Consider the following 15257-nt stretch of genomic DNA (forward strand, 5'->3'; position numbering starts at 1 on the left):
CGCTCCAGTCCGGCGCCGGTGAGCAGCCCGTAGATGAGGCCCGCGGCGAAGCCGTCGCCGGAGCCGATGCGGTCCAGGACGTGCAGACCGGGCATGGACCGGCGGCGTTGATCCTGCCGGTCGGCATGAACCGCACCCCGGGGAAGGGCACCGCGAGGGACCGGAACGTCGCCCTTGCGACGAGCGGCTCGGCGAGGAACAGCTTGACCGTGTCGATGCAGTCCGCAGCGCGCTCATCACCTGCGTCGCGGTGGCCACCTCGGGGACGACGGGTGCCCCGGCTCGTGGCACCTGGCGTCGACCTCGTGGTCCAGGCCGGGGGAGGCGACAAAGCGCGCCCCGGCCGCAACCGCCCGCTCCGCCTGCCCGTCGGTGAACACCGTACCGTCGCCGACGACCACACCGCCCTGATCGGCCATCGCTTTCACGACCTGCCCGGCGTCCGGGCTGCGGAAGGTGACCTCCGCGCCACGCGCGCCGCCCGCGGGCAGGGCGCGGGCCGGCGGGACGCCCGTGGCGGGGTCGGGCGCGGTCAGGACCGGCACGATCCGCGCCTCGGGGACTGTGTCGGAGAGGCCGGCGGTCACCGGCCCAGCCAGCCGCCGTCGACCGGCAGGACGGTGCCGTGCACGTAGGCGGCGGCGTCGGAGGCGAGGAACACGGTGGCGCCCGCGAGGTCCTCGGCGCTGCCCCAGCGGGCGGCCGGGATGCGGTCCAGGATCGCCTTGCTGCGCACCGGATCGTCCTGCAGCGCTTGGGTGTTGTCGGTGGCGATATAGCCCGGCGCGATCGCGTTGACGTTGACGCCGTGCGGCGCCCACTCGTTGGCCAGCGCCTTGGTGAGACCAGCTACGCCGTGCTTGGCGGCGGTGTATCCAGGGACGGTGATGCCGCCCTGGAAGCTGAGAAGGGAGGCCGTGAAAATGACCTTCCCCCGGCCGCGCGCCACCATCGACCGGCCGACGGCGCGGGCCAGCGCGAACTGCGCGCTCAGATTGACCTGGAGGACCAACTCCCAGTCCTCGTCGGTGTGTTCCGCTGCGGGAGCCCGGCGGATCGTGCCTGCGTTGTTGACCAGGATGTCCACCGGGCGCTCACGGCCCCCGAGGTCCGCGCCCAGCGCCCGGACGGCCTCGGGGTCGGCGAAGTCGGTGCGGATCGCCTCGAAGGTGCGGCCGGCGGCGGTGACGTCCTTCTCCACCGCGCTGCCGGACTCCTCCAGCGAGGCGCTCACACCGATGATGTCCGCGCCGGCCTCGGCGAGCGCGCGGGCCATGGCCCGGCCGATACCGCGCCGGGCGCCGGTGACGACGGCGAGCTTTCCGGTGAGGCCGAAGGCGTTCATACGGCGGCCTCCTGGGCCTCGTCGGTGCAGTCCACGAGGATCTTCATCACGTCCCCGCCTCCCTCCAGTGCCTCGAAGGCAGCGGGCGCCTGCGTGAGCGGCACGACCTTGCTGATCAGCCGCTGGGCGGGAACGGTGCCGTCGGCCACCAGTGTCACCGCCTTCTCGAAGTCGGAGCGGTCGTACAACCTGGCCCCGACGAGGGTGAGTTCGCGCCAGAAGAGGCGGTGCAGGTTCACCTCGCGGGGGCGGGAGTGGATCGCGACCAGGCACAGCCGGCCGCGCACACCGAGCACGTCGACGGCGGTGTCCACGCCCCCGGCGGCGCCGGACACCTCGAAGGCGACGTCCGCCCCCGCGTCCCCGGTCCACTCCCGGAGCAGCTCGGGCAGGTCGTCGGCGGCCGGATCCCACACCGCCAGCTGCAACTCCTCGGCCAGCAGCCGCCGGTGGGCGCTGAGCTCCACCACCCGGACGTCCGCCCCCGCCGCCTGAGCCATAAGAGCGATCAGGATGCCGACGGGTCCGCCGCCGACCACGACGACCCGCTCCCCGTCGCGCACCCCGGCCCGGCCGACGTCGTGCACCGCGACCGCGGTCGGTTCGACGAGCGCGGCCCGGTCGAGGGGGAGGGTGTCGGGCAGCCGGATGAGGGCGGAGGCGGGCACGGTCCAGCGCTGCTGCATCGCGCCGGGGGAGTCGATGCCGATGAAGTCCAGGTCCTGGCAGATGTGTTGGTGGCCGTTGCGGCAGGCCGGGCAGGTGTTGTCCCAGCGCAGCGGCATCACGGTGACCGCGTCGCCGGGGTGCCAGTCCTCGACGCCGGGTCCGACGCGGACGATCCGCCCGGCCATCTCGTGCCCCAGGACGGCCGGTGCGGTGACTCGGGCGTCCATGTCGCCGTGGAAGATGTGCAGGTCGGTACCGCAGATGCCGACATAGGCGGGGGCCAGTTCCACCTCTCCGGGGCCCGGTGGTGCGCTGTGGACCGCAGCGGTGTCGAGGGTGCGGGCGGAGAGGTATCGGGCGGCTAGTGTCATGGGGGGCGGGGTCCCTTCGGTGTGGACCGGTGCCGACGGATGGCGAGTGGCTCGGCCATCCATGGCGGTGAGCCCGGCGCGGGTTCGTACGGGTTCGTGCGGTGGGTGTGGCCTGCGGTGGCGGCCCTCGCCGCGGGAGGGGAGCGGGTCAGGTCGTCGGGGCGGAGGTGTGACCGTCTCCGGCGACGGGGGCAAGGCCGTAGAACGCGCCGGCGGTGCCGGCCAGGAGGGCGTGGACATCGCCGTCGCTCCAGCCGGTGAGCAGTTCTTCCACGGTGGCGGCCCACCGGTTCCAGCCGCCCGCCAGGTTGGCGACCGGCCAGTCGGAGCCGAACATCAGCCGGTCCGGGCCGAAGGAGGAGAGCAGCACGTCCCAGACGGGACGGATGTCGGCGGTGGTCCAGTGGGTGTGGTCGGCCTCGGTGATCAGCCCCGAGACCTTGCACACCACCTGCGGGTGCGCGGCCAGTTGCCGCACCCGGCGTTCCCAGCCAGCGATGTCCCGCCGGGCGATGTCCGGCTTGCCCGCGTGGTCGAGCACCTGGGGCAGGTCGGGGAAGCGTTCCGCGAGCCGGATCGCCTGATCGAGCTGGTGGTCGCGCACCAGCACGTCGTAGCGCAGTCCGCGGTCCCGGGCCGCCCCCAATCCGCGTTCCACGTCGGGGCGTTGCAGCCAGTCGGGGTCTGTCTCGCCCTGGACGAGGTGCCGCAGGGAGCGCAAGTACACGCCGCCCGGCCCGTCGATCAGCCTGTCGAGCACGTCCCCGATCGCCGGGGACGTCAGATCCGTCCAGCCGACCACGGCCCGGATCGGCGGCTCCTGTTCGGCGAGTGCCAGCAGGTCCTCGGTCTCGGCGACCTCCGCGACGCACTGGACGACCACCGTGCTGTGCAGCCGCCGGCCCGCGATGGTGCGAGTGGCGGTGGTGCGCAGGTCCTCGGGGGTAAAGGTGCGGCGGATCGACGCCACGTCGGGGTCGTCGAGCCAGGGTTGCGGTCGGTGGGAGAGGTCCCACAGGTGGTGGTGGGCATCGACGAGCACGGATGTGTTCACGGGCTGATCCAAGTCGGGTCGGGCGGGCGCGGGCCGGGTCAGGCGGTGGCGTCGTCGGCGGGCGGGCTCAGGTGCCAGATCTCGGGGAGTTCGGTCCACTGGCGGTCCTCGCCCCGGTCGGGCCATGGCTCCTGGCACGGGTCGGTGAGCTTCCACCAGCGCTGGGTCTCGGGGTCGGCCTCGATGGAGGCCATGTCGGCTTCGAAGCTCTCGCCGTGGTACTCCATGTAGGCGAACAGCACGTCACCGTGGAGGAAGATGCTGTAGTTGCGGATGTTCGCCCGGTGCAGGGCGGCTTCGACGCCGGGCCACACGGCGGAGTGGAGCCGCAGGTATTCCTCGCGGTGTTCGGGGCGGAGTTTGATGGTCTGGGCGATGCGCTTCACGCCGATTCCCCTGTCGTGGTGGTGGAGTTGGAGCCGTCGGCCGCGGTGTCGAACGGCGTGCGGTAGCTGGGAGTACGGGTGCGCAGCCCGAGCCGCAGGGTGAGTCGGATGCGTGTGGAAGCGGGCAGACGGACCGTCAGAAATGTCCCGTTGCATGGGACTTCGGCTTCGGAGACCATCGGCTCGGTGTGGCCGTAGTCGTACATGTCCCCGATCCAGCTGTCGTCCGTGCAGGTCGTGTACCGGACGCCGGAGATGGTGTGCTCGGCGAAGGCGCCCGCCTGGACGATGACCGTGCGGTCGGTGCCGGGGGAGAGGTTGACCAGTTCGACGGTGGTCGCCTCGGGGGCGATGGAGGTGACCAGGGCGGCGACGTCCGCCGGCAGTCCCGCTCGACGGGCGTCGGCGTCGTGGTAGCGCAGCCGTGCCTGCTGCAGACCGCCCTGATACAGCACCTGCGGGCCGCCCCAGGTCAGCTGTACCAGGGCCTCGGTGACCACCGGGTTGCACAGCTGCCACACATGGATGTCGGCCTCGGGCACGTCCAGGTCGCCGTAGCGGTCGATGCGCCGCAGCCGGTGGCGGACCTGGGCCTGGGCGGCTGAGAGGATCCGCTCGGGATAGCCCGGGTCGTCGCCGGCGAGGAAGGCGAACCATGCCTTCTCGTGCCCGGAGTCCTCCTTGGACCGGAACGGCCGCACGGTGCGCCAGTCGATTCCGTCAGCCTCGCGCAGCCGCTCCAGCCGGGCGCGGTCGGCCTCCGAGGAGGTGTGGTGCCACAGGGCCACCGGTACGGGGGGTGTGGCCGGGTTGTAGTCGAACCAGCCGGAGTCGTTGTGGCGGAACGGCAGGTGCAGCGTGGGTGTGTGACGGTCCGGACCGAGTTCCACCGCCCACTTGGAAGGCAGGCTGGAGTCGGCCTCGGTGTTGGGCATGACCTTGCCGCGGTCGATGAGGGCGTCGAGCGAGGTGGCGACCATGGAGAGGTAGTCGTCGTCCCCGGTGACCGTCGCCGCCGCCAGCGCCGCCACGCAGGCCGCGTGACCGACGCTGTGCCAGCCGTGCGGCCAGGACCAGCCGTAGTGGCCGCCGTACCAGCGCCCTTCCAGCAGGCTGCCGACGACCCCGTCCGGGCCGACGTTGTCCGGAATCAGGCCGCCCTGTTCCCGGGTGCGCTCGCGCCAGGCGCCCACGTACTCGACGATCCAGTCCCGGTAGCGCTCCTCGCCGGACAGGATCCAGGCGTTGAGGACCAAGCCGGCCGCGGCGAGGTTGACCGCTGTGTCGCCGACGCCCATCCGGTCGCGCATCTGGTCGCCCAGCCGCGGGTCCGCCGACAGCGGGAAGGGGCCGTTGGCGGCCTCGGGCAGCCAGTCGAGCGGGAAGCCGTAGGTCTCCGCCTCCTTCAGCAGCCAGGGATACACGTCACCGTCGAACAGGCCGGTGCGCTCGGGGTCGCTGCCGTTGTGCGGGCGGGTGATGACGCGCTGTGCGGGGTCGTAGTTGCCCTTGGCGGGGTCGACGTACAACTCGGCGAATCGCAGCGCGCGTTCGGCCCAGCGGTCGGGTGCGGCCATGCACAGGAAGTAGAGCAGGAGCAGGCTCTCGCCCTGGTGGAACCAGTCGTAGCCGCGCTCGAACTCGTCGCGCAGCATGCCCAGTTCGGTCAGCTGTCGGGTCACGCCCTCCCAGTGCTTCTCGCTGGCGGGCAGGATGTCGTCGGCGCCGCCGAGGAGGTAGAGCTGGGGCCAGTTGAAGAACACTTCGTAGAAGTCGTCCACGCCGTCGCGGGTGGTCAGCCGGCCGTTGTAGTTCAGCCGTCCGTCGGGACCGGTGAAGACGTGCTCGAAGCGGCGCCAGGCGCGGTCGAGCAGGTCGAACAGCGCGCGCTGGGCGACGGCCCAGCCGGGGGGTTCGAGCAGCGGGACCGAGGCCTGGACGTCGGGTGCGGGGGAGGCCTGGTCGGCGGCCGGGGTGTCGTCCCCGGAGACGTGCGGGTGAGGGCTGAAGGGCATGAAGCTGTCACTCCTTGGTGGCGCCGGCGAGCATCCCGCTGACCAGGAAGCGCTGGGCGAACAGGAACACGACGAGGACCGGTGTGATGGCCACCAGCGTCGCCAGTGCCAATTGCGGGCGTTGGATCGCGAGGTCGCCGACGGTCGGGTTGAACGACGGCACATTGCTGAGCAGACTGCCGACGCCCACCTGGATCGGCATCTGGTTGCTCTCGGGGAGCATCACGTACGGCAGGAAGTAGTTCGTCCAGTTGGCGACGAAGCTGAAGAACCCGACCAGCGCGATGACGGGGGTCGCCAGCGGCAGGGCCACATGACGGAAGACGCCGAACTCGGAGCAGCCGTCCATCCGTGCGGCGGCCAGGAGGTCCCTGGGCACGGCGGTGGTGAAGTAGATGTACGTCAGGTACACCCCGAACGGGTAGAACGAGTACGGCAGGATGATCGACCACATCGTGCCGATCAGGTGCACCGCGTTGATCTCCAGGAACAGCGGCACCACCAGCGTGGCGTTCGGCATCAGCATCACGACCAGGGTCGCGATCAGCAGCGCGTGCCGGCCGCGGAACTCGGTCATCGCCAGCGCGTACCCGGCCGGAATGGCCAGGCAGAGCGTGATGACCAGCGAGATCGCGGCGTAGAGCGCGGAGTTGCGCAGCCACATCAGGATGGCGTCGTCCTGGAAGGCGGTGAGCGCGTGCCAGTTGGCCGACAGCGCGTGCCAGGACCCGAAGGACAGCGGGTTGTCGTGGACCAGTTGCTGGTCCGTCTTTGTCGCCGCGAGCAGCAGCCACAGCACGGGCAGCACGAAGAACACCACGAACACGGTGAGCACCGAGCCCGCCAGCAGCCGTGACGTCACGTGCCGCGGCGGACGGCGGCGCGGCCGTGCTTCCCCGTGCCGGCTTCTGACATCCCCTTTGGTGTGAGAAGCGGCGGCCAGAGGAGTGGGTCGTGTGTCAGTCGGCATCGAAGAACCCCGATCGTGCGACGAAGACACCGGCGACCGACACGCTGACGACCAGGAGTTCCACCGAGACCGCGGCGGCGCCGTTGATGTTGTTCATCTGGAAGGCGAAGTCGTACGTCAGCTGGTTGAGCGAGTAGTCGCGCCCGGCCACGCCGGTGCTGGCGAGGGAGAGCAGCTGAGGCTCGACGAAGAGCTGCGCGCCGCCCGCGAAGGCGAGGATCACCATGTAGACGATCCACTTGCGGAGCATGGGGATCTGCACCCGCCAGGCGGTCTGCCAGCCGTTCGCGCCGTCGATGCGCGCGGCCTCCATGACGTCCTTGGGGATGTTGTTGAGGGCGCCGTACATGACGACGATCCAGCCGCCCGCGCCGGTCCAGAACGCGATGATGGTGAACAGCAGCGCCAGGTTTCCCGGCGCGATGACCTCGCCGAAGGTGTGGAAGCCCAGGGCCTCCAGGAGCGAGCTGACCGGGCTGACGGTCGGGTCCAGCATGAACAGCCACACCAGGACGCTCGCGGCGCCGGCGAGGGCCCCGGGGATGTAGTAGAGGAAGCGCAGCGCCTGACTGACCGGCCCGGAGGCCAGCCGGTGCAGGAGCAGCGCCAGGACCACGACGAACACCACGAGCGACAGGAGCCAGAAGACCAGGTACAGGGCCACGTGGCCCAGGGAGTCGACGAAGCGGAAGTCCTGTGCCGTGGTGACGAAATTGGAGAAGCCGGTGAACGCGCCTCCGGCGTCCGTGAACGCGAAGTAGATGGCGTAACAGGTCGGGAGGACGCCGAAGGCGATCAGCAGCAGTACGTAGCCGGCGACGAATGCCACGCCGGCCCGGCTCTGCCGGGAGGTGCCACGAGGGCGCCCCCGGACAGAGCCGGCCGAGGAGTGGGTGACCGTCACTGGGAGACCTTGTATCCGTCGGCCTTGGCGTACTTGACGATCGAGTCCTGCCAGGCGGGCAGCATCGATTCGATGGTCTTGCCCTGCGTCAGGGCGGGCTTGACGGTGGCGGCCCAGATCGCCTCCTGGCTGAACTGGCCGGAGCCCCAGTCGGACCACACCTGCGAGGAGGCGTCCTTGAGGGCGGTGAGGTCGCCGGCGAAGTACCCGGAGGCGGCCTGCGCCTTCAGCCAGTTCTCGGCGGCGGGCGCGTACGCCGGGAAGCCGGGGGCCTTCTCGCCCTGGTAGGCGTTGTCGGTGGTGACCCACTTCAGGAAGTCGGTGGCCGCCTTGAGGTGGGTGGAGTGCTTGGACAGCAGCCAGGTGCCGCCGCCGACGTTGCCGGTGGAGGGTGAGGTGTCGCCCTGCCACTGCGGTATGGGCGCCACCGCTATCTGCTTGGCCGGGGTCTTGAGGCCGTCCTTGAAGACCGCTCCGCCATACCACGCCGGGCCGGGCATGAGCAGGACCTTGTCGGCCTCGTTCTTGCCGAAGTCGGTGCTGAACACGCCGCTGATCGACATCGACTTGTTCTTGATCAGTACGTCCAGCAGCTTGGCCATCTTGGTGCAGGCCTCGCTGGTGGTGTTGACCGACACGGACTTGGGGCCGGTGATGTGGTTGGCGCCGCACTTGCTCGCCCACAGGTAGATCTCGGGGGTGAAGGTGTCGCCCGCGTCGCCCACGAGGTAGCCGGGGTGCTCCTTGGCGACCTTCTCGCCGAGCGCCTGGTACTCCTCCCAGGTCGTCGGGACCTTGTAGCCGAACTTCTTCAGCAGCGGCGCGTTGTACCAGAGCACCGCCTGGGAGAGGTCGTTGCGCAGGCAGTACAGGCTGCCGTCGACCGTGCAGACGTCGTTGGCGCCCTTGGCGAACCCGCCGAGGGTGGCGTCCGGGATCAGGCCCTTGTTCAGCGGCGCCGCGAAGCCCGCGTCGACGGCCCAGCTCGCCTCGTTGTTCTGGGAGCTGAAGACGACGTCCGGCCAGCCCTTGCCCGTGCGGTTGAACAGCTGGACCTTGGTCTGGAGGTAGTTGGACCCGTTGGCGTCGCCGTCGTAGCTGACGATGTCCATCTTCACGTCCGGGTGCAGCGCCTGGTACTGCTTCGCGGCATCCAGGCGGGTCGCGTCCACCCAGACGGTCAGCGCGCCGTCCTTCTGCGGCGCCTGGGCGAAACCGTCCTTGCTGGTCGTGCCGGCGCTGCCGCCGCTGCCACAGGCGGTCACGGTGAACAGCACGGTGGCGGCACAGCCGGCCAGCAACGCGGCACCTCTCCGGCTGGTCCCTGTCTCCCGGTCGGCCGAAGGCTTGTAGACGGACATGAGCGACTCCACTCGGTGTGCGTGAGGCTGCTGACGGCTCTGTCGGTACCGCCGCGGAAGAAATTAGCCGCCATATCGAAGGTCGAGTCAAGGGGTATGTACGGCTTTTCGAGAGGCGGAGTGCGCGCGAGATCAGCTCCTTCGGATCCCGAAAATGCGCAAATAGCCACTTACTGGTCGTTTCTTATGTCGAGATGCGATCGGGTGTGTGGCTGATGAGTACTACTTATATTTGCCTGGGGTACGATGAGCTCGGCTCCAAGGCCGATCAGTCGCAGTCACCCGGAGGCAGGACACATGAAGGACACGCCCGCCGTGGCGGCAGTGATGAACGGATCGGATGAGCGACGGGACTACCGCCCCGGATACGAGGTCGTGGCGGAGCGGATCCTCGAGTTCATCGCCGAGTCGCGCCTGGTCCCCGGAGACCGGATGCCCACGGAGAACGACCTGGCCCAGCAGTTGGACACCAGCCGGGCGGTGGTCCGGGAAGCCGTGAAGATCCTCTCGGCGCTCGGCCGGGTCCGGGCGCACAAGGGGCGCGGGCTGTTCGTCGCGGACGACGAGGGCATGCTGGTCACCAGCCGCTGGGGCGGCTTCTTCCGGCCCGTGGACCTCGATCACGTGCTCATGCTGTTCGAGTTCCGCAGGGTCCAGGAGATGGCCGCCGTCCGGCTCGCGGCCACCCGTGCCACGCCCGCCGAACTGCGCACGATCGAGGTCGCCATGCAGCAGTGCCGGCACGGGTACACCCATGGCGAGGTCGAGGTCTTCAACCAGGCCGACGACGATTTCCATGCGGCGGTGGCCGCCGCTTCGCACAACACCTTCCTCGGCAGCGCGGTGCGTGACGCCCGTCGGCTGCAACGCCAGTCCAGCGCGATCGGCATCCACGACTCCTTCGGTGACGGCACCGCGGCAGCGGTCGAGGAACACGAGGCGATCTACCGCGCCATTCGAGACGGCCGACCCGACGAGGCCGCCGAGGCCACGGCGGCACATCTCGACAGGACACTCGAGGACTACCGGCGGGAGATCCAGCGACGCCTGTTCGGTTAGGTGACTGACACGATCGTGGGGCCGGGGCGGCCACCACCTTCCTGCCGGGAAGCAGGCTGTCCCTGCCCCTGCACGACGACGCGTACCCGCGCCTGATCGCACACGCCTACCGGTCCTGGTGCGACGAACACCGTATGCCCGCCCTCGTGGAGGAGTACGCCTCACTGCCCGACTACTTCACGTCCGAAAAGGACGCGGTCGGCCGGCTGCTCGACCACGATCCGAGACCGGACGCTGTCATCGGCGTCTACTCCGACTCCGGTCACAACATCCTCGCCGCCGCTCGCCACCACGGGTTCCGGGTGTCGCGGGACCTGCTGGTGGCGTGTATCAGCGAGGATCCGGACTACGCGACGACCACTCCGCCGGTCACGGCGCTCAGCCTTCGCCCGGACCGGATGGGCGCCGAAGCTGTCGACCTGCTGATCGCCGTCATCAACGCCCGCAGCGGCGTGGGGCGGCGTCGGCTGGTGCAACCCGTGCCGGCTCCTCGCCGGTCCACCCGGCGCCCGGCGACGGATGCACGACGTAGAGGACGACCGGAGTGATGCCAGTGACCGCTGGAGTCCTGCCACGCCCAGCCGCCGCGGCACTGGCCTGATACGGCACAGCGGCGGTCTTGGCGCCGTGGGCGGAAGCCGCGGGCCGTGCACGATGTCAGCGCCAAGGTGCTCGGGCCCGCGGCCTCCAGTTGTCAGCTCCAGGGAGATGCGGTGAGCCAACTGGTGTCCTGGGCCCACGACGACGTGGTGTCCCAGGTGTTGGTACCGCCGTTGCTCGCGATGTAGCCGGTGAAGCGGTAGTGGCGGATGTACTTGGCCGGGTAGTTGAAGGACTGCAGGGAGTAGCCCGTGCCGCTGTTGCCCGGCTTGGAGCAGAAGGTGGCGTCGGCGGCGAACTGGCTTGTGCCGGCATCGGGCTGGAGGTGGAGCTGGAACGCGTAGTGCCTGAGGTAGCTGCCGGGTGTGTTGGCCGACTCGAGGGAGACGCAGCTGCTGTCGGCCAGGCCGGTGCGGACGATCCAGGTGGCGTTGCCCTTGTCGGTGGTCGAGCTGCCGGAGGTCACCGGCGCGATCACGACCTTGTCGTCGCTGGTGTCGTGCTGCAGGTAGTCGCTGGTGCAGCAGGAGGTGGTGGCCTGCAGCGACACCTTCGCGCCCGGGGTGAAGGGGTCGGAGGTGTTGGTGCTGTAGCCGGCCGCGGCGATGTTGGCCTGGACCGCGGCGTCGGTGGCGTCGGAGGGGTAGCCCTTGACCATGGCGCCCTCGTAGTAGGTGCCCGCGCTCGCGTTGCGGTTGGTCTGGCAGCAGTCGCCGCCGCTGCCGAGGATGACGGCACCCTGCTTGTGCATCGGGTTCCATCCGCTGGGCAGCGCGCCGCCGTAGAACTGGGTCAGGCTCCCGGACTGGGCGCTGGCGCCCTTGAGCGCCATCTGGGTGGTGCCGTTGTTCTTGAGCATCGCGGTGACGAAGCGGCTGGTCTGGGAGACCTGGTTGGGGTTCCACGTCTTGCTGCCGCCGGAGAACAGGCCGTTCTCCAGGTCCGCCTGCACCCACGGTCCGGTTCCGCTGCAGCCGCCGAACCAGCATTCCGTGCCGAAGTTGATCGCGTCCATCGCACCGTTGCCGTCGGCCTTGTGGTCGATCTCCGTGTTGCCGTAGTCGAAGCAGCAGCCGCTGTTGACGTGAGTGCCGCTGGTGACCATGTACTCGCCCTCGGGTGAACTGCCGGTCGGCACACCCCCGGAGGAGTTGTAGGCGAAGTAGCTGTTGCCGGGGTTGATGTAGAGCGCGTAGGCCTTCTGGCCGCCCACGCTGAGCGCTTCGGTGGTCGCGTTGGCCGCCGTGTCGGAGCCGCCGGTACCGCCGGGTCCCTGGTAGACCAGGGTGTTGCCGCTGCCGGTCTGGTCGTAGAGGCGAGTGATGGTGCAGGTGGTGCCCGCGCAGAACGAGTCCTGTGCCGCGGCGTTGGCGACTCCTCCGGCCGACAGTACGCCGATGTCGTGCAACGTACTGTCCGACGTCCGCTGCACCTGGTAGAGCGGGCCGTTGTAGGAGGCGAACAACGCGCGGGTAGTGCTGTGCGCCGCGGCGCACGGCGTGCCGCCCGCCGCGTAAATGTCGCAGGGCCCCTGCGCGGCGGCCTGCGAGGCGCCGCTGAAGGCAACGAGGCCGGTGAAGGCGAGCGCCATCGCGGCCAGGCAGACAACCACCCCCCGGCGCAGTTTTCCGAATATGAGCAGCGCAGGCACCATGTACTCCCTTGTTCATCGTTACGGGGACAGCAAGCCGCGCCCCCAACCGGGTTTGCCGTGGGGCTCTGGGGGCGGGCTGGTGGGGCTGAGGGCGGGCGAACGCGTCCGGGCGGGTGAATCCGCCGACGCGTCTGGTCACCCTGTCACTGGATCGTCCAAGCCTGGTTGGACTGGTTCAGCGGCATCCACTGACTGACGGCGGCTCCGTTGGCCGTCGATCCACCACCGACCTCCAGGATCTGCCTGCTCTCGAAGTTGCGGATGACGTACCCACCGCTGGTCGGCTCGAAGTACCACAGCTGGTTGTTGCCGCCGTTGTAGGTGTACTGCTGCAGCGCGGTCCCCGTCCGGTGACTGGAGGCGTTGATGTCGAGGGCCTTGCCGCTGTTCCGGTTCACGATCCTGTAGAGCTGCCCGCCGACCGGGACGATGTTCCACTGCTGGTTGGCCCCACCGTTGCTCGGCCACTGGATGACGCTCGCGCCGTCGGCGGTGGAGTTCTGGTACACGTCCATCAGTTGGCCGCTGTTGACGTTCTTGAACGTGTAGTACGTCGACGCGTTGACGTTCGGCGTACCGGTCGAGTCCCCCAGCGCCCCGCCGGCCTGCTGCACACTGAAGTCCGCGATGAAGAAGTACGCGCCGTCGGTCTTGGCGACCCGCACATAGCGGAACTTCTGGCGGACGTCGATGTTGCCCGTGAGTGTCGAGGCGAGCGGCAGCGTGTCCGTCTGGCGCCCCACGACGGTGTACGTGGCGAACGACGGGTCGTTGGAGGCCCGGATTTCGAAGTGGCCGCGCGTCTCCGACTGGTCCAGTTCCTGACGGGTCGTCAGGGAGAACTGTCCGAGCTGGTAGGCCTGCCCCAGGTCGACCTGCCACCAGGCCGAGGTGTCGCTGCCGGTCGGCGACCAGCCGGTGGCACCGTCGTTGTCGTTGGCTTTGGCCGCTCCCCAGGCGGAACTGCTCACCGAGGAGGAGGACGCCGGCTTGTTGTAGGCGAGGTTGAGCTTCGCCGCCAGCCCCCGGTAGGCGGACTCGAGACCGGACGCCTTGATCACCGCGTCGCCGGACGTCGTGTTGTTGGTGAGCGTGACGTTGGAGCCGTTGCGGTTCTGGTTGATGAATCCGTCGGTGTGCGACAGCACGTTGTTCGAAAGGGTCATGTTGTTCGACCCCTCGTCCAGGTACATGCCGGACACGGCCGAGCCGCAGGCGGACGGCATGCGTATCACGTCGTGGATGTAGTTGCCGTTGAAGACCGTGCCCGGGTCGTTGGAGAGGTGGTAGATACCGGCGGAGTCGCAGAGCCGGTTCATCACGTTGCCGATCCGGTTGTAGCTGACGCTGTTGTTGCCTTCGGCGTTGGCCGCCGACTGCCAGCCCCAGCCCAGCGAGATGCCGGCCCACGGAGTGTCGGAGATGTCGTTGTGGTCGATGGTGGTGCTGTTGACGAAGCCCGCGTTGATGCCCGCGGTGCCCAGGTAGTCCTCACCGATCCGGGTGATCAGGTTGTCCTTCACCGTGACGTTCTTGACCACCTCCCGGGCGTCCTCACCGGCAGGTGAGGCGGGCGGGTTGTAGACGGTGTGGAACTCCACGGTCGGGTCGGAGAACTTGCCGACCATGATTCCGTTGCCGGCGATGTCGTGGACGACGTTGCCGGTCACGGTGCTGTCGTGCACGCCGTGGGACAGGTCCAGGGCGGTGGCGCCCATCTGCGTGAAGGTGTTGCCGGTGAAGGAGAGGCGGTCGGCATCCGACGCCTGGACACCGGCCGGCGGACGGCCGACGTACTGGTTGTTGGAGGTGTCGGCCGACAGGTTGTAGTTGCCGCCCTGGCCGTTGAGGTAGCCGTTGTTCGTCGCTTCCATCCAGGTGGTCCCGGTGAAGGTGAGCCCGGAGAAGCGCAGGTCGTGGGCGGGGCTGTCGAGGCTGGTGCCCTTGATGTCGAAGAGGGTCTGCAGCGTCGGCGCCTGCACGGTGGCTGTGGACATGTCCTCGCCGGGGCGGGGCTTGTAGTAGACGGTCTGCGCGGCGGTGTCGACGTAGAACTCGCCCGGTTCGTTGAGGAACTCGTGGGCGTTTTCGAAGTGCAGGGGAGAGCCGTTGGCAAGGATCGGGAAGGGGCGCGGGAACAGGATGCCCGCCTCGTGGTCCTGGATCGACACGTCGGCGGTGCCGTTGGCGGAGCTGATCGACTTCAGCCGCAGGTAGCTCTCGCCCCACTGCGTTTCCAGCATCATCTCGACCTGGCTGAGGTGGCCCCAGTCGGAGACCTGTGAACTGAGCACCTTCAGCAGCTTGTTGGTCTTGTCGCTGCCCTGCAGCTGGAAGTCCGAGCCGAGGTCGGGGAAGCGGGCCCGGGTGGCGCGGACCCCGTTGACGTACAACTGCCGGAAGTCGAGGGTGCCAACAGGCGCCTTGTACTCGCCGCCCGCAGCCGCGGTCCAGCCGGTGATCGTCTTGCCGCCGGTGATGACGGGCGTCTCCCCGTTGTACGCCTGGTAGACGACCGTGTGGCCGTTCGTGCCCGAGTCGCTGGTGCCGAAGGTGATCGGGCTGGTGATGGGGTAGGTGCCTCCGCGCAGGTTCACGACGATGTCGTCGGACATGTTCGCGTTGACGGCTCGGACCGCGGCCTTGGCGGCCTGGATGGTCTTGAAGGCTGCGGCGGTGCTGGTTCCCGAGTTGCTGTCACTGCCGTTGACCGGGTCGACGTAGAAGTTCGTCGTGGCCGCGTAGGCGGGTTGAGCGGGCAGTACGGCCGCGAAGACGACAGCCGCCGCTGCGAGCGCCTTGACTGTCCCGGCTCCGATGCGTGGGGGTCTCATCTGTGGTGTCCCTCCTCCGAACCCCTGCTCCTATG

13 protein-coding genes are annotated in these 15257 nt (G+C 69.1%); 2 read left to right on the forward strand and 11 right to left on the reverse strand.

All coding sequences use genetic code 11. The features are described from left to right. Nucleotides 1–236: 236 nt before the first annotated feature. The 9 genes from ACFZDK_RS53740 to ACFZDK_RS53780 form a co-directional block, all read right to left on the reverse strand. Nucleotides 237–587, reverse strand: a complete 351-nt coding sequence (locus tag ACFZDK_RS53740; protein ID WP_390986221.1) for a hypothetical protein — start codon at nt 585–587, stop codon at nt 237–239. Beyond that, a complete protein-coding gene (locus ACFZDK_RS53745) occupies nt 584–1345 on the reverse strand; it encodes an SDR family oxidoreductase (RefSeq protein WP_390986224.1) in 762 nt (253 codons plus the stop codon). Before ACFZDK_RS53745 ends, ACFZDK_RS53740 begins: the two co-directional genes overlap by 4 nt. After that, the gene (locus ACFZDK_RS53750; protein ID WP_390986227.1) at nt 1342–2385 is read right to left on the reverse strand and encodes an alcohol dehydrogenase catalytic domain-containing protein; all 1044 of its coding nucleotides are present in this window, start codon (nt 2383–2385) and stop codon (nt 1342–1344) included. Before ACFZDK_RS53750 ends, ACFZDK_RS53745 begins: the two co-directional genes overlap by 4 nt. Before the next feature lie 148 nt (nt 2386–2533). Next, complete coding sequence (locus ACFZDK_RS53755) at nt 2534–3439, reverse strand: amidohydrolase family protein (RefSeq protein WP_390986230.1); 906 nt, start codon at nt 3437–3439, stop codon at nt 2534–2536. 38 nt (nt 3440–3477) lie between these two features. Then, on the reverse strand, nt 3478–3825 hold the full coding sequence (locus ACFZDK_RS53760) for an L-rhamnose mutarotase (RefSeq protein ID WP_390986233.1): 348 nt from the start codon (nt 3823–3825) through the stop codon (nt 3478–3480). Next, on the reverse strand, nt 3822–5840 hold the full coding sequence (locus tag ACFZDK_RS53765) for a hypothetical protein (protein WP_390986235.1): 2019 nt from the start codon (nt 5838–5840) through the stop codon (nt 3822–3824). Before ACFZDK_RS53765 ends, ACFZDK_RS53760 begins: the two co-directional genes overlap by 4 nt. Nucleotides 5841–5847: 7 nt before the next feature. Beyond that, nucleotides 5848–6702: an ABC transporter permease subunit gene (locus tag ACFZDK_RS53770; protein WP_390986237.1), complete on the reverse strand. Its 855-nt coding sequence runs from the start codon at nt 6700–6702 to the stop codon at nt 5848–5850. 97 nt (nt 6703–6799) lie between these two features. Next, entirely contained in the window at nt 6800–7714 is a 915-nt protein-coding gene (locus tag ACFZDK_RS53775) for an ABC transporter permease subunit (protein WP_390986240.1), read from the reverse strand. Next, nucleotides 7711–9075 (reverse strand): ABC transporter substrate-binding protein, encoded by a 1365-nt coding sequence (locus tag ACFZDK_RS53780; RefSeq protein WP_390986243.1) that lies wholly within the window; start codon nt 9073–9075, stop codon nt 7711–7713. The genes ACFZDK_RS53775 and ACFZDK_RS53780 overlap by 4 nt, the downstream gene beginning before the upstream one ends. Before the next feature lie 297 nt (nt 9076–9372). On the opposite strand from ACFZDK_RS53780, the gene ACFZDK_RS53785 reads away from it, so the two are divergent. Then, nucleotides 9373–10134, forward strand: coding sequence for an FCD domain-containing protein (locus ACFZDK_RS53785; protein ID WP_390986246.1), 762 nt, complete (start codon nt 9373–9375; stop codon nt 10132–10134). Between the two features lie 68 nt (nt 10135–10202). Continuing rightward, the gene (locus tag ACFZDK_RS53790) at nt 10203–10682 is read left to right on the forward strand and encodes a substrate-binding domain-containing protein (protein WP_390986280.1); all 480 of its coding nucleotides are present in this window, start codon (nt 10203–10205) and stop codon (nt 10680–10682) included. A gap of 146 nt (nt 10683–10828) precedes the next feature. On the opposite strand, the gene ACFZDK_RS53795 is transcribed toward ACFZDK_RS53790, so the two are convergent. Beyond that, the gene (locus ACFZDK_RS53795; protein WP_390986248.1) at nt 10829–12388 is read right to left on the reverse strand and encodes an arabinofuranosidase catalytic domain-containing protein; all 1560 of its coding nucleotides are present in this window, start codon (nt 12386–12388) and stop codon (nt 10829–10831) included. 143 nt (nt 12389–12531) lie between these two features. Continuing rightward, entirely contained in the window at nt 12532–15222 is a 2691-nt protein-coding gene (locus ACFZDK_RS53800) for an RICIN domain-containing protein (RefSeq protein ID WP_390986250.1), read from the reverse strand. Nucleotides 15223–15257: the final 35 nt, after the last annotated feature.

The organism is Streptomyces sp. NPDC007901 (assembly GCF_042959465.1).
In the GTDB taxonomy this organism is placed as follows: Bacteria; Actinomycetota; Actinomycetes; order Streptomycetales; family Streptomycetaceae; genus Streptomyces.